The 23217-nt window shown below is 62.3% G+C and carries 18 protein-coding genes and 1 riboswitch; of the genes, 13 read left to right on the top strand and 5 right to left on the bottom strand.

The window, feature by feature from the left end:
* Positions 1-196 precede the first annotated feature (196 nt).
* The 9 genes from GH659_RS04460 (at position 197) to GH659_RS04420 (ending at position 13896) form a co-directional block, all read left to right on the top strand.
* Positions 197-3721: an EAL domain-containing protein gene (locus GH659_RS04460; RefSeq protein WP_153109560.1), complete on the top strand. Its 3525-nt coding sequence runs from the start codon at positions 197-199 to the stop codon at positions 3719-3721.
* Positions 3722-3733: 12 nt separating this feature from the next.
* Positions 3734-5461, top strand: a complete 1728-nt coding sequence (locus tag GH659_RS04455) for a GGDEF domain-containing protein (protein WP_153109559.1) — start codon at positions 3734-3736, stop codon at positions 5459-5461.
* On the top strand, positions 5458-7827 hold the full coding sequence (locus tag GH659_RS04450; protein WP_153109558.1) for a penicillin-binding protein 1A: 2370 nt from the start codon (positions 5458-5460) through the stop codon (positions 7825-7827). Before GH659_RS04455 ends, GH659_RS04450 begins: the two co-directional genes overlap by 4 nt.
* 64 nt (positions 7828-7891) lie before the next feature.
* Positions 7892-8773, top strand: coding sequence for a zinc transporter ZupT (gene zupT, locus GH659_RS04445; protein WP_153109557.1), 882 nt, complete (start codon positions 7892-7894; stop codon positions 8771-8773).
* A gap of 230 nt (positions 8774-9003) precedes the next feature.
* Positions 9004-9273, top strand: coding sequence for a hypothetical protein (locus tag GH659_RS04440; protein ID WP_153109556.1), 270 nt, complete (start codon positions 9004-9006; stop codon positions 9271-9273).
* Positions 9274-9451: 178 nt separating this feature from the next.
* Entirely contained in the window at positions 9452-11074 is a 1623-nt protein-coding gene (locus GH659_RS04435; protein WP_153109555.1) for an NADP-dependent glyceraldehyde-3-phosphate dehydrogenase, read from the top strand.
* Positions 11075-11320: 246 nt separating this feature from the next.
* The gene (locus GH659_RS04430; protein ID WP_153109554.1) at positions 11321-11950 is read left to right on the top strand and encodes a hypothetical protein; all 630 of its coding nucleotides are present in this window, start codon (positions 11321-11323) and stop codon (positions 11948-11950) included.
* Complete coding sequence (locus tag GH659_RS04425; RefSeq protein WP_153109553.1) at positions 11947-13437, top strand: sensor domain-containing diguanylate cyclase; 1491 nt, start codon at positions 11947-11949, stop codon at positions 13435-13437. The genes GH659_RS04430 and GH659_RS04425 overlap by 4 nt, the downstream gene beginning before the upstream one ends.
* Positions 13438-13503: 66 nt before the next feature.
* Complete coding sequence (locus tag GH659_RS04420) at positions 13504-13896, top strand: response regulator (protein ID WP_153109552.1); 393 nt, start codon at positions 13504-13506, stop codon at positions 13894-13896.
* A gap of 134 nt (positions 13897-14030) precedes the next feature.
* Here the strand turns inward: GH659_RS04420 and GH659_RS04415 are convergent, their stop codons facing one another.
* Complete coding sequence (locus GH659_RS04415) at positions 14031-14756, bottom strand: YebC/PmpR family DNA-binding transcriptional regulator (RefSeq protein WP_153109551.1); 726 nt, start codon at positions 14754-14756, stop codon at positions 14031-14033.
* 144 nt (positions 14757-14900) lie between these two features.
* Between GH659_RS04415 and GH659_RS04410 the strand changes: the two genes are divergently transcribed.
* Positions 14901-16451 (top strand): helicase HerA-like domain-containing protein, encoded by a 1551-nt coding sequence (locus tag GH659_RS04410; RefSeq protein WP_153109550.1) that lies wholly within the window; start codon positions 14901-14903, stop codon positions 16449-16451.
* A gap of 106 nt (positions 16452-16557) precedes the next feature.
* Here GH659_RS04410 and GH659_RS04405 read toward each other — a convergent pair whose 3' ends face one another.
* Entirely contained in the window at positions 16558-17460 is a 903-nt protein-coding gene (locus GH659_RS04405) for a LysR family transcriptional regulator (RefSeq protein ID WP_153109549.1), read from the bottom strand.
* A gap of 104 nt (positions 17461-17564) precedes the next feature.
* Between GH659_RS04405 and GH659_RS04400 the strand changes: the two genes are divergently transcribed.
* The 3 genes from GH659_RS04400 (at position 17565) to GH659_RS04390 (ending at position 19643) form a co-directional block, all read left to right on the top strand.
* Complete coding sequence (locus tag GH659_RS04400) at positions 17565-18473, top strand: DMT family transporter (protein ID WP_153109548.1); 909 nt, start codon at positions 17565-17567, stop codon at positions 18471-18473.
* 113 nt (positions 18474-18586) lie between these two features.
* The gene (locus GH659_RS04395; RefSeq protein ID WP_153109547.1) at positions 18587-19237 is read left to right on the top strand and encodes a hypothetical protein; all 651 of its coding nucleotides are present in this window, start codon (positions 18587-18589) and stop codon (positions 19235-19237) included.
* A gap of 175 nt (positions 19238-19412) precedes the next feature.
* Positions 19413-19643, top strand: coding sequence for a DUF2789 domain-containing protein (locus GH659_RS04390; RefSeq protein WP_153109546.1), 231 nt, complete (start codon positions 19413-19415; stop codon positions 19641-19643).
* A gap of 173 nt (positions 19644-19816) precedes the next feature.
* Here the strand turns inward: GH659_RS04390 and metF are convergent, their stop codons facing one another.
* The 3 genes from metF to GH659_RS04375 all read right to left on the bottom strand — a co-directional run bounded on the left by metF (position 19817) and on the right by GH659_RS04375 (position 22960).
* Positions 19817-20653: a methylenetetrahydrofolate reductase [NAD(P)H] gene (gene metF, locus GH659_RS04385; protein WP_153109545.1), complete on the bottom strand. Its 837-nt coding sequence runs from the start codon at positions 20651-20653 to the stop codon at positions 19817-19819.
* Positions 20654-20748: 95 nt separating this feature from the next.
* Complete coding sequence (gene ahcY / locus GH659_RS04380) at positions 20749-22149, bottom strand: adenosylhomocysteinase (protein WP_153109544.1); 1401 nt, start codon at positions 22147-22149, stop codon at positions 20749-20751.
* 96 nt (positions 22150-22245) lie between these two features.
* Positions 22246-22326: riboswitch (S-adenosyl-L-homocysteine riboswitch) on the bottom strand.
* Positions 22327-22465: 139 nt separating this feature from the next.
* On the bottom strand, positions 22466-22960 hold the full coding sequence (locus GH659_RS04375) for a Dps family protein (RefSeq protein WP_153109543.1): 495 nt from the start codon (positions 22958-22960) through the stop codon (positions 22466-22468).
* Positions 22961-23217: the final 257 nt, after the last annotated feature.

Below are 23217 nucleotides of genomic sequence, written 5' to 3'. Positions count from 1 at the left end.
ACCAGGACTTCACAGGCACGCAAACAAAGCCCCCTTCAGCCAACCGCCCCCTCCTGAACCCTCGCACTCAGGCTAGCCTTCGCAACCGGGCAGTGCAAGCCTTTGCACGATGCCGTCGGCAAGAGTGTCCACACATCCGCTGATCAAGCTATATTGCGGCTCTTTGACTACTTGCTCCCCGCAACGGAAACGCCGCATGAAACGAAATTTCGCCCCGTGGCTGTCGCTGAGAACAAAAATCCCCTTTGCCGCGCTCAGCGTCTTCCTTGTCGGCATCTGGTCACTCTCGCTTTTCGGCATCCAGATGTTGCGCGAGGACACCGAACAGCTTCTGGGCGACCAACAGTTCTCCACGGTTTCCGTCGTTGCCGCGCAGATCGACGCTGAACTCGAAAACCGGCTCAAATCCTTGCAGACCGTCGCCGACGGTGCGGCCTTGGCGTGGAAAACCCACGGCGAGGCGGGGATGCAATCGCTCATCGAAAACCGCACCGTCACGCAGATGATGTTCAACGGCGGCCTTGTCGTGCATGACATCAACGGCGTCGCCATCGCCGACGTTCCGCTGTCGGCCGGACGGATCGGCGTCAATTACCTCGACAGCGAACCGGTCGCCATCGCGATCAAGGAGGGCCGGCCGGCCATCGGCAAACCGGTGATCGGGCGCAAGCTCAAGGCGCCGATCATCGGCCTGGCCGTCCCGATCAAGGATCAGCAAGGGCAGGTCATCGGGGCGCTGTCCGGCGCCATCCAGCTGGGCTTGCCCAATTTCCTGGATCGGCTCACGGCCAGCCATTACGGCAAAACCGGCGGCTACCTGATTGTCGCGCCCCAGCACCGGCTGGTTGTCACGGCAACCGACAAACACAACATCATGAACAAGATGCCGGAACCGGGCGCTTTCCCGGCCATCGATCGCTTCAGTGCCGGTCACGAGGGATCCGTCGTCTTTACCAATCCGTTTGGGGTGGAAGTGCTGGCCTCGGCCAAGCGCATCCCGATCGCCGGCTGGTTCGCCGTGGCCACGCTGCCGACCAGCGAAGCCTTCGCGCCGATTGAAGAGATGCAGCGACGCATCCTGATCGCCACGACGCTGCTCACGCTCCTGTCGGCCTTGCTCATCTGGTGGCTGCTGCGGCGGCAGCTCGCGCCGGTGCTCGACACGGCCAGCCAGCTCGCCGCCATGGCGGAGAATGAGCAGCCGCTGCGCCCGCTGCCAGTCGTTCGCCAGGACGAAATCGGCCAGCTCATCGGCGGCTTCAACCGCCTGATCCAGACGCTGGAACAGCGGGAATTGCTGCTCAAGCAGATTCTCGACACGTCGAGCGTCGGCATTTTCCTCGTCGACACCGGCGGCCGCATCACGCAGGCCAATCAGCGCATGGCCGAAATGTTCGGCTATCCGCTCGACACGCTGGTCGGCAACGAATACGTGGCGCTGATTCATCCCGCGGAACGCGAGACCGGCCGCCAGAAAATGCTGGCGCTGCTGGCCAGCGAGCTCACCGCCGTCGATCTCGACCGGCGCTACTGGCGCGCCGACCAGACCGAATTCTGGGGACACCTGACCGGCAAGCGCTTTTATGGCGCCAATGGCGTCGAACGCGGGCTGGTCGGCGTCATCGCCGACATCGACGTGCGCAAGAAGGCCGAGCAAAAACTCCAGCTGGCGGCCAACGTGTTCACGCACGCCCGCGAGGGCATCCTGATCACCGCGCAGGACGGGGCGATCATCGACGTCAACAACGCCTTTACCCGCATCACCGGCTACACGCGCGACGAAGTGCTGGGAAAAAACCCGCGCCTGTTCAAGTCCGGCCACCACGGCCCCGAGTTCTACGCCGCGCTGTGGCGCGACCTGCTCGAAAAAGGCGAGTGGTCCGGCGAAATCTGGAACCGCCGCAAGAACGGCGAGGTGTATGCGGAAATGCGCACGATCAGCGCCGTTCGCGACGCAACCGGCGCCGTGCAGCAATACGTGTCGCTGTTCTCGGACATTACCCCGATCAAGGAGCACGAGAAGCAGCTTGAGCACATGGCGCACTACGACGTACTGACGTCGCTGCCCAACCGCGTGCTGCTCGCCGACCGTCTGCATCAGGCCATGGCGCAGGCCATGCGCCACCAGCAATTGCTCGCTGTCGCCTACCTCGACCTCGACGGTTTCAAGGCGATCAACGACACCTACGGCCACGAAACGGGCGACCAGTTGCTGATTGCGCTGGCGCAACGCATGAAAAACACGCTGCGCGAAGGCGACACGCTCGCCCGCCTCGGCGGCGACGAATTCGTCGCCGTGCTGCTTGATCTCGACGAAGCCTCGCTCAGCGTCGCCATGATCAGCCGCCTGCTGGCCGCCGCGGCACAGCCGGTGCCGATCGGCGACCGCCAGCTGCAAGTCTCGGCCAGCCTCGGCGTCACCTTTTTCCCGCAGGCCGAAGGCGTCGATGCCGACCAGCTTTTGCGCCAGGCCGACCAGGCCATGTATCAGGCCAAGCTGGCTGGCAAGAACCGTTACCACATCTTCGACGCCGAACAGGACCGCAGCGTGCGCGGCCATCACGAGAGCCTGCAACGCATTCAGGAAGCGCTGTCGGCACGTGAATTCGTGCTCCACTTCCAGCCAAAAGTGAATATGCGCAGCGGCAAGGTGATCGGCGCCGAAGCGCTCATCCGCTGGCAACACCCGGAGAAGGGGCTTTTGCCGCCGTCCGTATTCCTGCCCGTCATCGAGAACCACGCCATGGCCATCGATATCGGCGAATGGGTGATCGACGCCGCCCTTGGCGAAGTGGAACACTGGCGCGCCGCCGGGCTGGATATCCCGGTCAGCGTCAACGTCGGTGCACGGCAGTTGCAGCGGCCCAACTTCGTCGCCCGCCTGCGCGACATTCTGGCCGTTCATCCGTCCATCCGCCCCGGCGATCTCGAACTCGAAGTGCTGGAAACGAGCGCGCTCGAGGATCTGATCCGCGTCTCGCAAGTGATCAAGGAATGCCGCGAGCTGGGCGTGACCTTCGCCCTCGACGATTTCGGCACCGGCTATTCGTCGCTGACCTACCTGAAGCGCCTGCCGGTTTCGCAGCTCAAGATCGACCAGAGTTTCGTGCGCGACATGCTCGACGACCCGGATGACCTGACCATCCTCGAAGGCGTGATCAGCCTCGGCACGGCCTTCCAGCGCGACATCATCGCCGAAGGCGTCGAAACCGTGGCGCACGGCGAACTTCTGCTGCAACTCGGCTGCGAACTGGCGCAAGGCTACGGCATTGCCCGCCCGATGCCGGCGGCCAGCGTCCCGGCATGGACCGCCGCCTGGCGCCCCGACGACGCCTGGGTGAACGTACCGCCGATCAACCGCGACGACATGCCGCTGCTCTTTGCCGGCGCCGAACACCGCGCCTGGATTTCAGCCATGGCCCGCCATCTGCAGGACGAACTCAAGCCGCGTCCGCTCGACATCGAGCAATGCCGCTTCGGCGCGTGGCTGGTCACGGAGGGCAAGGCCCGCTACGGACATCGGGAAGACTTCACCGCCATCGACCGCCTGCACCAGCAAGCGCACGCGCGGGCAAACGAACTCTGCCGACTGCGCGACACGGGCCGCACCGCCGAGGCCCAGGCCGGAATCGCCGACCTCTACGAGCTGCGCGACGAATTGCTGACGCAGTTGCAGGCGCTCATCCGCAACGCCCAGCCCTTGCTCATCCTTTCCGACTGATTCCTCGCCGCCATGAATCTGCGCCCCCGCTTCCATCTGCTGACGATCGTCTTTTTCATCATCTTCGCCATTCCGTCCTGGCTGGCCGTGCGCGCGCTGGCCGAAGGCATCATGGAACAGTGGGCGGTGCGCTACGCCGAAAAGCAGGTGCTCTACGACAAGGGCCGCACGCTGCAGCCGATCCTGCGCGAAGTGGCGCTCTCGCGGCAGCTCGCCAGTTCGCAACCGATCCGCGAATGGGCGCACAAGCCGGAGAACAAGGACTTCGCCCGCCGCGCCGTCGCCGAAATGGAAGGCTTCCGCAAGAACTTCCAGGACCACAGCTATTTCGTCGCCCTGCTCAAGAACGGCCACTACTTCCACAACAACGCGGCCAACGAGTTCGCCGGCGAGGAATTCCGCTACGTGATGGACCCGCGCAACAAGAAGGACGCGTGGTTCTACGACCTGATCCGCAAGCAGCGCGACATCCACATCAACGTCAATCCCGACCCCAATCTCGGCGTCACCAAGCTGTGGATCGACGTGCTGATCCGCGACGGCAACGACATCCTCGGCATCGCCGGCACCGGGCTCGATCTCACCGCCTTCATCAAGAACGTCGTCGAGGAAGACACGCCCGGCGTCACCAGCCTGTTCGTCGATCACGACGGCGCCATCCAGATTCACCGCAACCAGTCGCTGATCGATTTCGCCTCGATCAGCAAGACGAAATCGCAGCAGAACACGATCAAGCTGCTCTTCGACCGCGAGGACGACCACAAGGCCGTACTCGCCGCGATGAAGGAACTCGAAGTACAGAAGAAGACCGTCGCCACCCTCTTCGTGCAGGTGGGCGGCAAGCGCCACATCGCCGGCATCGCCTACCTGCCCGAGATCGACTGGCACGAGATCACCCTGCTCGACCTCGACGTGCTGCTGCCGTTCAGCCAGTTCACCGGCATCCTCGTCGTCTACACGCTGACGCTGCTCGGCATCCTGTTCCTCTTCAATCTCGCCCTGCGCCGTTTCGTTCTGACGCCGCTCCAGCAACTCGACAAAGCCATGGCCGCCGTCGAGACCGGCAGCGACGTCCCGCCCGAACTCGAACGACTGGGCAGCGGCGAGATCGGCCGGCTGATGAAACGCTTCGTGCAGATGGCCAAATCGGTGACCGTCTCCCGCCGCGACCTCGAATTCAAGGTGCAAGAGCGCACCATCGCGCTCGAACGCCTGACCAAGATCGACCCGCTGACCGAACTGCTCAACCGGCGCGGCATGTCCGAGCGCATCGAAGCCGAACTGATGCGCGCCCGGCGCGAGCAAAACGCGCTCGGCCTGCTCTGGCTCGACGTGGACGGCTTCAAGGAAATCAACGACCGGTACGGCCACGCCGCCGGCGACCGCGCTCTTGAGACCATCGCCGGCATCATCGACGCCACGATCCGGCCCTACGACGTCGCCGCACGCTGGGGCGGCGACGAGTTCCTGATCATGCTCTACCCGGCCGACGAAGCCACCCTGCGCGCCCTCGGCGAACGCTTGCTCGACGCCATCGCCAGCTGCCGCAACGTAACCGGACAAGACGGCACACCCATCGCGCTGCGCGCCAGCATCGGCGGTCATTCCTCGGCCAGCGGCGAAGATTTCACCCACCTGTTGCAACAGGCCGACCGGGCGCTGTACGCGGCCAAGGCGGACGGGCGCAACTGCTATCGTTCATCGCCCGATGCACTGGAAAACCATCTGATTCGCACATGACCTTGCTGCATTCACTCGTCACACAACTCAAGCAGGCGCTGTCCCGGACCGTCGCGTGGTCTACGCCGTGGGTGTTACGCCTCGCTGACCGCCTGCGCCATCCGACCCGGCGCGGCGTCGCCCTCGCATTGGCCGCCGGCCCGGCGTTGCTGTTGCTGTACACGCTGATCCTGATCCCGTTCACGCCGAGCATCAGCGACATCCGCAAGGCGACCACCGAACGGCCGGCGCAGATCCTGTTCGCCGACGGCAAGAAGCTGACCGAGTTCAAGCAGGCCAACCGCGAATGGGTCAAGCTCGGCGACATCTCGCCGCATGTCATCAACGCCCTGATCGCCACCGAGGACCATCGCTTCCACGAGCATCACGGCATGGACTGGCGTCGCACTGCCTCGTCGATGTTCTACACGCTCACCGGCGACCGCCAGGGCGGCTCGACGCTGACCCAGCAGCTCGCCCGCAACCTCTACCCGGAGGAAGTCGGCCGCGCCCCGACGCTGACGCGCAAGTTGAAGGAAGCCATCACCGCCTTCAAGATCGAGGCCGTGCATTCGAAGGACGAAATCCTCGAAACCTACCTCAACACGGTGCCGTTCCTGTACAACGCCTTCGGCATCGAGATGGCGGCGCGCACCTATTTCGACACCTCGGCCGATCATCTCGACCTGCTGCAAAGCGCCACCCTCGTCGGCATGTTGAAGGGCAACAGCTACTACAACCCGGTGCTCAACCCGGAACGCGCCGTGCAACGGCGCAACACGGTGCTGGCGCAGATGGTCAAACGCGACAAGCTCTCGGCGGCAAGATTTGAAACGCTCAAGAAACGGCCGTTGCGCATCGACTTCGAGCGCCAGACCGAACCGCCCGGACCGGCCCCGCACTTCGCGCAGCAACTGCGCAAATGGCTGATCGACTGGGCCGACCGCAACGACTACAACATCTACAGCGACGGCCTCGTCGTGCGCACGACGCTCGATTCGCGCCTGCAGAGCGCCGCTAACCAGGCCGTGGCGCGCCAGGGTTACCAGTTGCAGCACATCGCTGACGCCGCTTGGAACCGGGGATCGATCTGGAACGCCCATACGCCGCTGGTGCAGACCCTGCTGCGCGAATCGCTCGACTACCGCGCCGCCCGCGATGCCGGCAAGACGGACGAGCAGGCGATCAAGCAGCTGCTCGCCGATGCCGACTTCATGCGCAAGCTGCGCCAGCAGAAAACGCGCATCCAGGCCGGTTTCATCGCCCTCGACCCGAATACCGGGCAGATCAAGGCCTGGGTCGGCAGCCGCAATTTCGAGCAGGATGCGTTCGACCACGTGCAGCAGGCGCGCCGCCAGCCCGGCTCGACCTTCAAGCCCTTCGTCTATGGCGAAGCCTTCCGCCAGGGCATGAGCCCCGATGACACGTTTGTCGACGAGGCGGTCGAAATCCCCGTCGGCGGCAGCGAAATCTGGCGCCCGACCGACGGCAAACCGCCGAGCGGACGGGAGATGACGTTGCGCGACGGTCTCGCCTATTCGAAAAACACGATCACCGCGCAACTGATGCAGAAAGTCGGGCCGACCAAGGTCGCGCGTCTGGCGCGCGCCATGGGGGTGCGCCAGAGCAGGCTCGAAGCCCTGCCCTCGCTCGCCCTCGGCACCAGCCCCGTCTCGCTCCAGGAAATGGCCGCCGCCTACGCCACCATCGCCAACGGCGGCAGCTACCGCGAGCCGGTCTTCGTCACGCGCATCGAAGACCGCAACGGCCGCATCCTTGAGGAATTCGCGCCCGCCGAACCGGAATCCGTGCTCCGACAGGACGTCGCCTACACGCTCTACGACGTGATGCGCGGCGTCATCAGCCGCGGCACCGGTAGCGCCATCCGCAGCCGCTACGGCATCCGCGCCGATGTCGCCGGCAAGACCGGCACGACGCAGGACAACGCCGACGGCTGGTTCATCCTGATGCATCCGCAGCTCGTCGCCGGCGCCTGGGTCGGCTTCAACGACAGCCGCATCACCCTGCGCAGCGACTACTGGGGACAAGGCGCCCACAGCGCGCTGCCGATCGTCGGCGACGTCGTCCGCCAGGCCCTGCGCCGCCGCACCATCGACCCGCACGCACGCGTTGAAGCGCCGGATACGACCGGCTTCTTCCAGCGCCTGTTCGGCGGTGTTCACGACTGGTTCGCCGACCTTTTCGCGGAAGAGCCGAAACCGGCGCCCAAACCGCGACGCCCGGCCGAGCCAGCGCCGTCCGAACCGGTCACGCCAGCGCCGGAGGCCGAGCCCGATCCGCTGCAGGAGCGAATCGACCAGATCATGGAAGAAGCCCGGAAAGAGGATGCCGCGGAGTATTTGTCCGATCACGGCGGCGGGAACTGAATCCACCGATCCGCAAACCAACAGTCGCATCTCTCACTCCATTTTTGTCGCGGGAACCTTATCGATGGATGTTTTATTTGCACTCGGAGTCACCCTGTTCGCCGGCATGGCGACCGGGGTCGGCAGCATCATCGCCTTCACGGCGAAGCGCACCAACTACCGCTTTCTCTCGGTAGCGACCGGTTTTTCGGCCGGCGTCATGCTGTATGTGTCGTTCGTCGAAATTTTCTTCAAGGGCCTCACCGCGCTCACCGAGCGCTATGGCGAATACTGGGGCCACTGGGTCAACGCCGGCTCGTTCTTTGGCGGAATGCTGATCATCGGCCTGATTGACAACCTGATCCCGGCCGCCGAAAACCCGCACGAAACGCGCACGGAGAACGAAACACAGCCCCTGCATACGCCATTCTCGACCGCCGCTTCCGAGTCACCGTCCACCCAGGCGCTGAACGACGTCCACGGCCATCACCATCAAAAGCTCATGCGCATGGGGCTGTTCACCGCACTGGCGATCGGCATTCACAATTTTCCGGAAGGTCTGGCCACCTTCCTCGCCACCTTGCACGACCCTGGCCTGGGCATCGCCATCGCCATCGCCATCGCGCTGCACAACATCCCCGAAGGCATCAGCGTTTCCGTGCCGATTTTCTACGCCACCGGCGACCGCAAACGGGCGTTTTTCTATTCGTTCCTGAGCGGCATCGCCGAGCCGATCGGCGCCGGCATCGCCTACCTAATCATCCTCGTTCTTTTCGGCGGCGACGAAGGCGTCGTGCCGCAGGAGCTGATGGGCATCCTGTTCGGCGGTGTCGCCGGCATCATGGTCTATATCAGCCTCGACGAACTGCTGCCGACGAGCCGCGCCTACGGCAAGGGGCACGACAGCCTGTTCGGCCTGGTCGCCGGCATGGCGGTCATGGCGCTGAGTTTGTTGCTGATGAAATAAGCCGGAAAAGCGCGTTGAAGCCCGATTTCTGCGACAAGGAGAAAGCCGAAATGACGGGAGGGCAAGACAAAAGCATAAACAGTGCCCGTCTATAACTTTCGCTCTATTTATCGTGCCCAATCGCTCGGGTATATTGGCCGGACTTCCAGCCATGGAAGGAAAACGGGCCGTCGGGTGCGCCAACACCCAACGGCCCGGAACACTATCGCATCTTTGGGAGCAACACGAAAATGTCTGACGCGCATAATAACACAAAGGAATATTTCGATTTCGCCGCCGATTTGATGGACGAGCTTCACGACGTCGCCGCGCTGATCAACAGCGCCAACACCGATGGCCTCGACGATCTTGAATTGGATCTGGATGACGCCGGACTTAACGCCAAGCGCCTGCTCGGCATGGCGGCAAAAAAGCTGAACGACGCAGTCATGGCTCTGGACCAAAGTTCGTTCGCCTACACCAGCAGAATGGCTACGGGAATCGCGGAAGCCGTTGCCTGAAACGGCAATTGACCTGATGAACAAGGGGGCTGCGGCCCCCTTGTTCATTTATGGCCACACATCGGACGCACAAGGACGCAAGGCCCTTCGCCCTGCTAAAATCGACGACTTGAATTTGCCCTGTCGGCCGACTCCAAAGCCAACGTCTTCTGCCACCGACAGCAACAGGACTCCCGAAATGCTGACCCAACGCTTCGCCGTACCTTCCCTTTCCGACGCGTCGATCCCTGAAGCCTGCCGCCTCGGCGCACCGGTCGAACAACGCCAATATCTCTGCAATGGCGTGATCCGCGAATGGAGCGGCCCGTTTCAGGACGTTTTCTCGCCGATCGGCAAGGTGATTGACGGGACGCATCAGCCGCTGCGCATCGGCAGCTATCCGCTGCTGACCGAAAAGGAAGCACTGCAGGCGCTCGATGCCGCCGGCGCCGCCTACGACAACGGCCGCGGCGAATGGCCGACGATGTCGGTCGAAGAGCGCATCCGCCGCGTCGAGGCCTTCGGCTACCGCATGCAGGAGCAGCGCGAAGTGATCGTGCGTCTGCTGATGTGGGAAATCGGCAAGCCGGCCGCCGAGGCGGAAGCCGAGTTCGACCGCACCGTCGATTACATCTCGGACACCATCGCCGCGCTGAAAGACCTCGACCACGTCTCGTCGCGCTTCATCATCGAGCAGGGCGTCATCGCCCAGATCCGCCGCGCGCCGCTCGGCGTCGTGCTGTGCATGGGGCCGTTCAATTACCCGCTCAACGAGACCTTCGCGACGCTGATTCCGGCACTGATCATGGGCAACACGGCGATCGTCAAGGCGCCGAAGCTCGGCGTGCTGCTGCACGAGCCGCTGCTCGAAGCCTTCCGCGACTGTTTTCCGGCCGGCGTGGTCAATACCGTTTATGGCGACGGGCAGCAAGTCATCAGCCCGCTCCTGCTATCGGGCCGGCTCAACGTGCTCGCCTTCATCGGCAGCAGCCGCGTTGCCGACCAAATCCGCCGCCAGCACCCGAAGTCGCACCGTCTGCGCTGCGTGCTCGGACTGGAAGCGAAGAACGCCGCCGTCGTCCTGCCCGACGCCGACCTCGAACTGGCCGTCCGGGAATGTTGCAACGGCGCGCTGGCCTTCAACGGACAGCGTTGCACGGCGCTCAAGATTCTCTTCGTGCATGAAGAGATCCTCGACACTTTCCTGGCCAAGTTCTGCGCCGCCGTGGGCAGGCTGAAAGGCGGCCTGCCGTGGGAGGCAGGCGTCCAGATCACGCCGCTGCCGGAACCGGGCAAGACCGACTACCTGACCGGCCTGATCAACGACGCCATCGCCAAGGGCGCCCGCATCATCAACGACGACGGCGGGCGCGTTGAAAACACCTTCATGGCGCCGACCGTCATGTATCCGGTTGGCCCCGGCATGCGTCTCTACGTCGAAGAACAATTCGGCCCGGTCGTGCCGATCGTGCCATTCTCGGACATCGAGGAACCGATGAACTACGTCCTCGAATCGGATTACGGACAGCAGATCAGCCTCTTCGGCAGCGACCCGGACGTGCTCGCCGAGTTGATCGACCCGCTCGTCAACCAGGTCTGCCGCGTCAACATCAACAGCAAGTGCCAGCGCGGCCCCGATGCCTTCCCGTTCACCGGCCGCAAGGACTCGGCCGAAGGCACGCTATCCGTCTCCGACGCGCTGCTCGCGTTCACCATCCGCACGCTCGTCGCCGCCAAGGAAAACGACACCAACCGCAAGATCATCAAGGCCATCCTGCAAGAGCGCAAATCGCGTTTCCTGTCGACCGACTTCATCCTTTAGTCCGGAACGACCGACTTCGCGCGGCACTACGATTAGCGCCGATGGCGGCGCAACGGGCGGCGACGGAGAGCCGCAGGCGAGCAAGGCGGGCCCGACACGGGGTAACCGCCCTGTAACAGAGCGCCAATATACTTTTGGGATTTTCTGCCCCCTCATCCGAACGCTGCCCGCCTCATCGCATCCGGCAACAAATCGGGGAGAGGAGCCTCGCCACCAACGTCGCTCTCTTGAACCAGCCCGCGCCTCATGGACACACGCACAGTCAATGAAACAAAACCGGCCGACGAAACGCAGGGGCTCAAAGACGCGCTCCGGAAGCTCGTCCGGCACGCCTCGGTCACGCGGCTGAAAATCCACGCCGACACGCACGAGGTCGAAATTTCCGAACTGGACTGCGCGTTCAAGCCGGGCCGGATTCTGGCCAGCAACATGGTTTTCATTCTGGTCTCGGGCGACGCATTCCGCCTCACGTTCAAGGCTCATTTCAACGCCTGGACGGCAAAGAGCCTCGCCTTCAGGGTCTTCGGCGGGCAGTCGCCGGAAGCGATTTCCGAGAAACAGGCCATCGACTATTTCAAGGAATACGCCAACCTCGTGGCCGGCAACGTGGTCGCCCTGCTCGGCGAGAACGGTATCGAGCAGGGAATCAGCCTGCCCTTGTGCACGCGCGGCTTTTACGAAGTGTTCGCGGATTACCCGGAAAAGGCACACCCGATCGTCTCGTACAGCGATTTCTGGCAGTTGGGCGCCAATCGACACGCCATCTTTTGCAGCGCCCTGTTCGAAATCATGGACAGGAAAGCGCTCCACGGACTGGTCGATTACGAGATCAGCGAAGACATCGACGACGATGACGAGGAGATAGACTTTCTATGAGCCGTATCAACCTGGATTTGCAGGCATCGCACAAGATGCTGATGCTGCTCGACGAAGCCAATGCCAATGCGGAATCAGTGATCGACCAGATCCCCGGCCTTTTTGTCGTCATCAACGAGAACCATGAAGTCTTGCGTGCCAATCAGGGGTTTATCGACCTGTTCGGCCTCGACGGCGAGGATCTCTTTCGTGCGCCGCTGTCCAGATTCTTCCGGCGGGAAAGCTGGAAGGTCTTTGCCCACAACATCAAGCAGATCATCGACGCCGAGGATCCGCGCCAGGTGATCCGCTTCGAAATGGGGCTGGCCACCGGCGCGGCCGAGGAGAAGAGCGAACGCCCCTTCCACTGGACGCTGACCCAAAGAACCGTGAAGAATCAGGGTGAAGGCCGCCTGCTGACGGTCTTCGGCGACGACATTTCAGGGATGCGAGAAGCGGAACGGCGCTTGATGAAGGTATTCACCAGCATCCCGCTCGGAATTTTCACCTTGAACAGGGATGGCACGATCGGCGACTCGTATTCGAGCCATCTCGAAACCATGCTTGATTGCGGAAAGCTGGCCGGCGCTGCGGTCGAAGAAGTGCTCTTCAACCCGGAAATCGCCACTATGGATGACGCTGACCGGCATGGCCTGGACGCCATCTACGCCTGCATGGGGCGATCCGAACTTGAGTACGCGCCTTTCGCCAAACGCTTCCCGCAGGAAATTTTCCACAACACGACAGCCGATCCAAAAAACGGACGCTGGCTCAAGATCACCTACCAGCCGATCGTGTTCAACCACATCGTCGAACAGCTGCTGATCATCCTGGAAGACCGGACGGCCATCGTTATTGCCGAAAAGGAAATGCTCGAAGCGGCGCACAACCGGGAAAAAGCCATCGAGCTGGAAAGGCAAAGCCTCGCCCTGTACGAAAGCGCCATCCGCGACCCGCTGACCGATCTTTACACCCGCCTGTACATGAAGGATGCGGTCGCCGCGCTGCTCTGGGAACATGATCGTGACGAGATCGGCGACGTCTCGATGGTAATTTTCGATATCGACCATTTCAAGAAGATCAATGACACCCACGGCCACCCGAACGGCGACCGGGTCCTCAGCGCGGTGGCCGGCATCGTTCTCGAACATTCAGGAGAGACGGACATCCCCATCCGCTTCGGCGGCGAAGAATTCATCGTTTTCACCCCCGCCGACGGCCCCACGGCGCTGGCGTTCGCCGAACGCGTCCGTCAGGCCGTCGAAGACATGCGCTTCGACCTGGAAGGCGCCGCCCTCCGCGCCACGATCAGCGGCGGCGTGGCCTCCCATCGGAGGGGCGAATCGCTCGACGATTTCATGCATCGCGCCGATCAGCTTCTCTATGAGGCAAAACGGAGCGGCCGCAACCGGAACATGCTTGAACGGCGCCCGCCAGAGGAGAGCTGCGAACCCGCCGGCCAAACCTCACAAAGCACGGCGACACCGGCATTCCTGTCCGCCAAATGACGGTCGGCAGTCAGGTTTCAATCACCAGGCAGGCTCAAGGCCCTCAACATCGAGGGAAAAAAGAAGATGGCAAACATTTTGATTATCGACGATTCAGACACGGTCAGGACCCAGCTCAGAAACGACCTCACCCAAGAGGGCCATACGGTCTTTGAAGCAGGCGACGGTCTCGAAGGCCTGAAGATGCTGGAGGGGAATGCGCACTCGATCGAGCTGATCTTTTGCGATGTCAACATGCCGGAGATGGACGGTCTGACCATGTGCCGGGAAGTGCACAAGATTCCCGGCCTGAACACGATCCCGATTTTCATGCTGACCACCCAGACCAGCGCGGACATGAAGGCCGAGGGCAAGGAGTCCGGCGTCGTCGCCTGGATCGTCAAACCCTATGAGCGCAAGAAGGTCATCAACGGCGTAGCCAAGGTCTTGAACCGCCAAGCGACGCCGGTCGCCGGTTAACCGAAGCGCCGAAACGGCGCCGCCGCACGCCGGCCAATGCCTTCCGGAAAAAGAAAACCCTCTCAAAACCTGGTTTCGAGAGGGTTTCGGCCAAGCACGCTTCCCGTACCCTGGAACGATGTGGCGCGTTGCGTTTATTCCTCGATGACCACGCTCGTATAGACTTCCTGCACGTCGTCCAGGCTTTCCAGCACATCGAGCAGCTTCTGCATCTTGGCCGCATCATCGCCGGTCAACTCGGTTTCGTTCTCGGCCTTCATCGTCACCTGGCCGAACTCGGCGGTGAAACCAGCGGCTTCGAGCGCCTCTTTGACAGTCATGTAGTCAGCGGGCGGGGTGATGACTTCGATCGAACCGTCGTCGTTGGTGATCACATCGTCGGCACCGGCTTCGATCGCGGCATCCATGAGCGCCGCCTCGTCGGTTCCCGGGGCGAAGAGCAACTGGCCGCAGTGCTTGAACTGGAAGGCGACACAGCCGTCGGTGCCCATGTTGCCGCCATGCTTGGAAAAGGCGTGGCGGACTTCCGCCACGGTGCGCGTCTTGTTGTCGGTCAGGCAGTCGACCATGACGGCGGCGCCGCCGATGCCGTAGCCTTCGTAGCGAATCTCGACGTAATCGACGCCTTCCAGCTCGCCGGTGCCCTTCTTGATGGCATTGTCGATCTTGTCCTTCGGCATGTTGACGCCCTTGCCCTTGTCGATCGCCATGCGCAGGCGCGGATTGAAGGCGGGGTCGCCGCCGCCCATCTTGGCGGCAACGGTGATTTCCTTGGCAATCTTGGAGAAGGCGGCGCCGCGCTTTTCGTCCTGGCGACCTTTACGGTGCTGGATATTGGCCCATTTCGAGTGTCCGGCCATGCTAACCTCGTCTGAATTCTGGTTTGCGGCATCGGCAGTGGCGCGTGGATAAAGCCCTGCCAACGGCAAATGGTTGATAATAAAAGCCGCGCATTTTAGCACTTCCCAATCGTTCATCCCGCCTTGTTCATTCAGGAGCCATTGATGGTTGCACCGCTCGTTATCGCCACGCATGAAAACACCGAACTCGCCCTCCTGCCCGCCCTCGCCAACCGCCACGGCCTGATCACCGGCGCCACCGGCACCGGCAAGACGATCACGCTGCAGGTACTGGCCGAACGCTTTTCGAGCATCGGCGTGCCGGTGTTCATGGCCGATGTCAAAGGCGACCTCTCAGGCCTCGCCGCTGTTGGCGCCGACACCCCGAAACTGCAGCAGCGCCTGCAAACGCTCGGCATCACCGACTGGGCGCCGGCCAGATTCCCGACGGCGTTCTGGGATGTCAGCGGCCAGCAGGGCCACCCGGTGCGGGCGACGATCTCCGACATGGGGCCGATCCTGCTCGCCCGCCTGCTCAACCTCAACGACACGCAGGCCGGCGTGCTGCAGCTCGTTTTCAAGATCGCCGACGACAACGGCCTCTTGCTGCTCGATCTCAAGGATCTGCGGGCGATGGTTCAGTTCGTCGGCGAAAACGCCAAGTCGTTCACCACCGAATACGGCAACGTCTCGGCGGCCTCGATCGGCGCCATCCAGCGCGGCCTGTTGACGCTGGAGCAGGAAGGCGGCGACACCTTTTTCGGCGAGCCGATGCTCGACATCAACGACCTGATCCAGACCGATGGTGGGAAAGGAATCGTCAACATTCTCGCCGCCGACAAACTGATGGCCGCGCCGCGCCTCTACTCGACCTTCCTGCTCTGGCTGTTGTCCGAACTGTTCGAGCAACTGCCGGAGGTCGGCGACATGGAGAAGCCGAAGCTCGTCTTCTTCTTCGACGAGGCGCACCTGCTGTTCAGCGAAGCGCCGCCGGCGCTGCTGGAGAAAATCGAGCAGGTCGTACGCTTGATCCGCTCGAAGGGCGTCGGCATCTACTTCGTCACCCAGAATCCGCTCGACATTCCGGACAAGGTGCTCGGCCAGCTCGGCAACCGCGTCCAGCACGCGCTGCGCGCCTTCACGCCGCGCGACCAGAAGGCGGTGACGACGGCCGCCGAGACCTTGCGCCCGAATCCGGCCTTCGACGCGGCGGCTGTCATTACCGAACTCGGTGTCGGCGAGGCGCTCGTCTCCTTCCTCGACGAAAAGGGCCGCCCCACCATTGTTGAACGCGCTTTCATCCAGCCGCCGGCCTCGCGCATCGGCCCGCTGACGGCGGAGGAACGTCAGGCGGTCATCGAATCGTCGCTCGTTTACGGCGTTTACGAAAAAGCGCTGGACCGTGAATCGGCGTATGAAATGCTGAAGCGATCAGCGCCAGCCGCCGACACGCCCATGGAAACGCCAAGCGCCACACCCCGGACGCCAATGCCCGCCCCGGAGCCGGCCCCCGCTTCGAGCGGCGGCTGGCTGGGCGGCTTGGGCGACCTGCTCGGCGGATCAAGCGGCGTCAATCGCGGCCCCCGCGGCCGCAGCAGCGACTCGGTGATCGAAGCCGCCGCCAAGAGCGCCGCCCGCGCCATCGGCTCGCAGGTCGGCCGCGAAATCATCCGCGGCGTGCTCGGCTCGATTCTGGGCGGCGCGCGGCGGCGTTAAAAGCCAACCACCAAGACGCCAAGATCACCAAGAAGCACCAAGAAAAACACCCCGAATTTCTTGGTGAAACTTTGTGTTCTTGGTGCCTTGGTGGTGAAGCCTTTCATCATGACTGGCGACGTTCCCCTCCGCCGCACAGGCTGTCGACCAGCGCCGCGGCAAAGCCCGACAGGCTTGCCCGGCGCTTGATGCACACTTGCAGGTCGCACTGCGCCCACGCTTCGTCGAGTTCGACGATGACCGGCGGCTCCGGCAAAGCCATCGCCGGCACGGCGCTGCGCGGTACGAGGCCGATGCCGACGCCCGCCCCGACCATGCGGCACACGGCGCCGAAGCTGCGCACCTGGATGCGCACGTTGAGATGCCGCCCTTGCGCCGCGGCGGCGTTCATCGTGAAGGTATGGATCGACGAGCCCGAGTGCAGCATCACGAACGGAAAATCGAGGACCTCGGCGAAGCGCACGCGCGCCCGCGCCGCCAGCGGATGCCCGCCCGGCACGACGAGGTCGAGCCGGTCGCTGCGATAGGGAATCAGTTCGACGCTGGCTTCCGTTTCCGTGTCGGCCAGCACGCCGATTTCGATCTCGTCGTTCGCCACGGCAAGCGCGATTTCGGGGCTCGTGTGTTCTTCGAGGCTGATGCTGACCTGCGGATACTGTTTAAGGAAGCCGGCCAAGTCATCAGGCAAAAACGTGTGCGTGGCATGCGTGTTCGCCCACACGCTGACGTGGCCGCGCACGCCGGTCGCGTAAGGCGAGAGATCGGCGTGCATCTGTTCGATGCTGGCAAACACTTGCCGGGCGTTGCGTAACAGCGCGTCGCCGGCCCGGGTCAACGTCACGCCACGCGCCCGGCGCTCGAACAACGGCACCCCCAACTCCTCCTCAAGCCTTTGCAGGCGGTGGCTGGCCGAGGATGGCGCGAGATGGGCGCGAGCCGCGCCGCGGGTCAGGTTGCGCTCTTCGGCAATGGCCACGAAGAGGCGGAGGTCGGTCAGGTCGTAGCGCATGAGCGTTCGTCGGGGGCGAATTCAGTCTTCAGATAATAGCAATTGTGCAACGTACCGGCTGCCGCCATTATCGGGGCACTTCCCATCCTGCCCGTTGCCCCGCCATGCCCTGGAAAAACTGGTCGCCCGACCGTCTTGGCGTCACCCTCGCCATCCTCGCCGCCTTCGGTTTCTCGTTCAAAGCCATCCTGATCAAGCTCGCCTATGCCGTGCCGCTGGCCGTTCGCGTCGATCCGGTCACGTTGCTGTCGCTGCGCATGGTGCTCTCGCTGCCCGCCTTCATCTGGCTGGCCATCACGTCGAGCCGCGGCGCGCCGCCGCTGACACGCCGCGACTGGATCATGCTGCTGGCGCTCGGCCTGCTCGGCTACTACGGCGCCAGCCTGTTCGACTTCCTCGGCCTGCAATACATCTCGGCCGGTCTGGAGCGCCTGATCCTGTTCACCTACCCGACGCTGACCATCCTGATCGCCGTCCTGTTCATGGGAAAAACGCTGCACCGGCGCGAAATTTTCTCGCTGCTGCTCTCTTACGTCGGAATCGGCCTCGCTTTCGCACATGACCTCGAATTCTCGGAAGACACACACAACGTCATCATCGGCGCCCTGTTCGTCTTCGGCTCGTCGCTGACCTACGCGCTTTACCTGTCCGGCAGCGGACCGATGATCGCCCGCCTCGGCGCCACCCGTTTCACGGCGCTGGTGATGATCGTTTCCAGCGTCGCCGCCCAGCTGCACTTCTTCGCCAGCCAGCCGCTCGCCGCCTACGACCTGCCGCCGCGCATCTACGCCTACATCCTCGCCATCGTCGCCTTTTCGACGGTGCTGCCGATGTTCATGCAGTCGGCGTCGATCCGCCTGATCGGCACCTCGCGCTCCGTCCTCATCGGCACACTCGGCCCGGTGCTGACCATCTTCTTCGGCTGGTGGATCCTCGACGAACCGATGTCGCTGGCGCAGATGGCCGGCACCGGATTCGTGCTGTTCGGGGTGTTTCTGGTGACGCGGCGTTAAGGTCTCTCAACGCCCGCGACGAAGAGACTCGGCGCTTCCCCTGCCCGGCCGCTCACGATCGCAAACCGCCACGCCATCGCTTTCACATGCGGTCTTTGCAGTTTGCATCCCGAGTGGCAGCGACTATCTTTAATGTAAAAGCAAGTCGCTGCCCCGTCTGGGGGCAAAGAAAAAACGCGGGTAAAGAGGGGGGCTTTGCGATGAAGTCATTGGCGCCGCTGTTGTTCATCTGCCTGCTGACCGGGTGCACCAGCATGCTTCCGAGTTCCAAGCAGGACGTCAGCAACCACTGGCGAGACTTCGAAGACGCGAAGAGAAGCTTCGACCAGATCATTCCTTACTCCACTAACATGAACACGGTGCGCGAATTGGGCTTCGACCCGTTCAAGACCCCCAACATGCAGATTCTCAACCATTCACAAGTAGTACGTGCCGTACTGCCGTCCCCCGTCCCGGAGCAAATGCAGATCCCTCCGGGCATTCTCGACTGTATCAAGGCGCAGGAAGGCTGCATCGGCTACTTCATGGAACCGAGCCGCATTTATCGACAACGGGACGGCAACTTCCTGCTGGATTTCTTGAATTTCAGGCGCAACACGACGGTCACCGGATGGAAGTTCGGCGCACTGATCGTCGTCATCAACAACTTGGTCGTTTACAAGCAATGGAGCGGCCGCCCGCAGATCGAGGAAACCGAGCTACAGCGCAATCCGCTCGGCCCGCTCCAAAGCGTGGGCCCGTCGCTTTTTGACAAGGCGTTTTGATCGCAAACAGAGAAAGTTCGAGGAGATTTTAAAGGCTTTGATTTAACCGACTTCTTTTTTTGATTGGAGAAGGAAGCATCGATGAACAAGACAATTGGGTTATCTACCGTTCCACTCGTTTTGGCCTTACTCTAAGAAGTGACTGCTTACCAGTCTTTGCCCCGAGGAGCATTCAATGGAAGCCAACGTACATACCCTGAGCAATCTTTTCGCTCAACTCGGATTGCCATCCGGCTCGGCCGAGATGGAAGATTTCATTGCCTCTCACAGGCCATTGGGCAACGACGTCGCTCTTTATCGAGCATCCTTCTGGACGCCAGCCCAAAGAACTTTCCTTAAGGAAGAAATAATCGAGGACGCTGATTGGGCCGGTGTAATTGACGAGCTCAACGAGAGGCTGCATTAGCCCCTTGTGCTTACGGGCTCACGCTTGAACACTGCAGTGGAGCAGCGTAACGGCCTAAAAAACCGTAGTTTTCTCTCGGTCCAATAACAGCACAAGGGGCTGGCCGAAGCAGAATGGACAGCCCCTTGTTTTGGCTTTTTTCGGGCCTTTTCAAGCCTTTTTCCCGGCTCCTGTCAAAGCCCTTCCAGCTTCAGCCGCCGGCAAATCTCCCGCACCAGACTCGACTGATTCATCGAGTAAAAATGCAGCCCCGGCGCCCCGCCGGCGAGCAGGCGCTGGCAGAGTTCGGTCACGACATCGAGGCCGAAGGCGCGGATGGAATCGACATCGTCGCCGAAGCCTTCGAACTTGCGACGCATCCAGCGCGGCAGTTCGGCGCCGCAGGCGTCGGAAAAGCGAGCCAGCTTGGAAAAGCTGCCGATCGGCATGATGCCCGGGAAGATCGGGATGTCGACACCCGCCGCCCGAACCTCGTCGACAAAATGAAAATAGGCATCGGCGTTGTAGAAATACTGCGTGATCGCCGAGTTGGCGCCGGCCTTGGCCTTGCGCACGAAAGCCGCGAGGTCATCGGCCGGGGTGCGTGCTTGCGGGTGCCATTCGGGGTAGGCGGCGACTTCGAGCCGGAAATGGTCGCCGGTTTCGCTGCGGATGAATTCAACGAGTTCGTTGGCGTAGCGGAATTCGCCGGTTTCGGCCATGCCCGACGGCAGGTCGCCGCGCAGGGCGACGATGCGGCGGATGCCGGCAGCCTTGTATTCCTGCAGGATCTCGCGGATGTTGTCGCGCGTCGAGCCGATGCAGGAGAGGTGCGGCGCAGCTTCATAACCTGCGGCGGCAATTTCCTTGACCACCGCAAAGGTACGTTCGCGCGTCGAACCGCCGGCTCCGAAGGTGACGGAATAGTAGGCTGGCTTGAGCACCGCCAGTTCCTCGCGCACGCGGCGCAACTTTTCCATGCCATCCGGTGTTTGCGGCGGGAAAAATTCAATCGAGATTTCTGTTTTCATTTGTCGTCCTCTGTGGCCGTCACACCGGCTCAAGCCGGTGTCCAGGCGACGGCCGTTCCGGATTCCGGCGTGCGCCGGAATGACGGGATTGGCGCTCAGTAGCGATAGTGCTCGGCCTTGTACGGGCCATCCACGGACACGCCGATATAGGCGGCCTGCTCTTCGGTCAGCGTGGTGAGCTGGGCGTTGAGCTTCTTCAGCTGCAGGCGCGCCACCTTCTCGTCAAGATGCTTCGGCAAGGTGTAGACGCCGACCGGGTACTTGTCCGTCTGCGTAAACAGTTCGATCTGGGCGATCGTCTGGTTGGCGAACGAGGACGACATGACGTAGCTCGGATGGCCGGTGGCGCAACCGAGGTTCACGAGACGGCCCTTGGCGAGCAGGATGATGCGTTTGCCGTCGGGGAAAATCACGTGATCGACCTGCGGCTTGATCTCTTCCCACCGGTATTTCTCGATCGAGGCAACGTCGATTTCGTTGTCGAAGTGGCCGATGTTGCAGACGATAGCCTGATCCTTCATCGCCGCCATGTGGTCGTGCGTGATGACGTGGTAGTTGCCGGTGGTGGTGACAAAGATGTCGGCCTTGTCGGCGGCGTATTCCATGGTCACGACGCGGTAGCCTTCCATCGCCGCCTGCAGCGCGCAGATCGGGTCGATCTCGGTGACCCACACTTGCGCCGAGAGGGCGCGCATGGCCTGCGCGCAGCCCTTGCCAACGTCGCCGTAGCCGATGATGACGGCAACCTTGCCGGCAATCATCACGTCGGTGGCACGCTTGATGCCGTCGACCAGCGATTCGCGGCAGCCGTAGAGGTTGTCGAACTTGGATTTGGTGACTGAATCGTTCACGTTGATGGCCGGGAACTTGAGGTCGCCGCGCTCGTGCATCTGGTACAGGCGATGCACGCCGGTCGTCGTTTCTTCGGTAACGCCCTTGATCTGGGCGAGGCGCGTCGAATACCACGTTGGCTCGACGGCCAGCTTGGCCTTGATCGCCGCGAAGAGGATCGTTTCTTCTTCCGAGGACGGATTGGCGAGAACGGAAATATCCTTCTCGGCACGGGCGCCGAGGTGCAGCAGCAGCGTCGCATCACCGCCGTCGTCGAGGATCATGTTGGAAAAACCACCATCGGTCCATTCGAAGATGCGGTGCGTGTATTCCCAGTAATCGGTCAGCGACTCGCCCTTGACGGCGAAGACCGGGATGTTCTGCGCGGCAATCGCGGCGGCGGCATGGTCCTGCGTCGAGAAGATGTTGCACGAAGCCCAGCGCACTTCGGCACCGAGCGCGGTCAGCGTCTCGATCAGCACGGCGGTCTGGATCGTCATGTGCAGCGAACCGGTGATGCGTGCGCCTTTGAGCGGCTGGCTGGCGGCAAATTCTTCGCGAATGGCCATCAGGCCCGGCATTTCGGTTTCCGCGATGCGGATTTCCTTGCGGCCCCAATCGGCAAGGGCGAGGTCGGCAACGACGTAATCGGTAAATGGTGCCACAGTAAGCTCCTTATGAACTGTGGCCGGACTGGGAAGGCGACGAGGGAATGGCTTCTTTTGAAGACTCACCCGGCTCCCCGTGCCCGGCACGGGTTGTCAAGGTGAGCGCCGTTTAGAGTTCCGAGCCTGAAACTGCGGGACAGGACTCCCGGCAGTCTTGCAGCGCCCCTCGGATAAGCCGCGGATTATACGCGGATATCGACAAAATGCATGCGCGGGCGCAGCCAACTTCCCAACGAAAAAGGAGAGCGTGAACGCACCGCTCTCCTTTTGTCTTCGCCCGCGGCTGGCGCGGGCTTTTGCCCTGATTACCCGATTACTCTTCGAGCAGGCTGCGCAGCATCCAGGCGGTCTTCTCGTGCACGTCGAGACGCTGGGTCAGCAGATCCATCGTCGGCTGATCGTTGGCCTTGTCGGCCAGCGGCAGCATCTCGCGTGCGGTGCGGGCGGTGGCTTCTTGCGCCGACACCAGCAGAGCGACCATTTCGAGCGCTTTCGGACGGCTCTTGACGGCCGGAATCGTCGTCAGCTTCTCGTACTCTTCGTAGCTGCCCGGCGCGACGACGCCGAGCGCACGAATGCGTTCGGCGATGATATCGAGCGCGTTCCACTGTTCGGTGTACTGATCCATGAACATGGTGTGCAGCGTGTTGAACATCGGGCCGGTGACGTTCCAGTGGAAATTGTGCGTCATCAGGTACAGCGTGAAGCTGTCGGCGAGCAACTTGGACAAACCGGCCGCGATGGCGGCACGATCTTTTTCAGAAATACCGATGTCGATTTTGCTAACGTCGAGTTTCTTGGCTTTCATAACGAGACTCCATGACTACGTGTTGAAAAAATGAAACGGTGCTGAGTATCACGCGGCGGGGCCTTGCTTGGCAACCTTGACGGCCGTGCGACTCGCCTGCATCCCTCACTAACATCGCTTACTACTTTAGCGGCCGTCCTGCGATTAATCCAATGAATTGCCACAATCGTATCGATGCAGAGGCGCTATGGACAAATCAGGAGGCCGATGGTCGCGAAAAATCAGGCGCGCGCCCGGCTTCGCCTATAATCGCGCAG

This window comes from Propionivibrio limicola, from assembly GCF_009469695.1.
Classification (GTDB): Bacteria; Pseudomonadota; Gammaproteobacteria; order Burkholderiales; family Rhodocyclaceae; genus Propionivibrio; species Propionivibrio limicola.
This window is presented reverse-complemented; position numbering and strand designations above follow the sequence as displayed.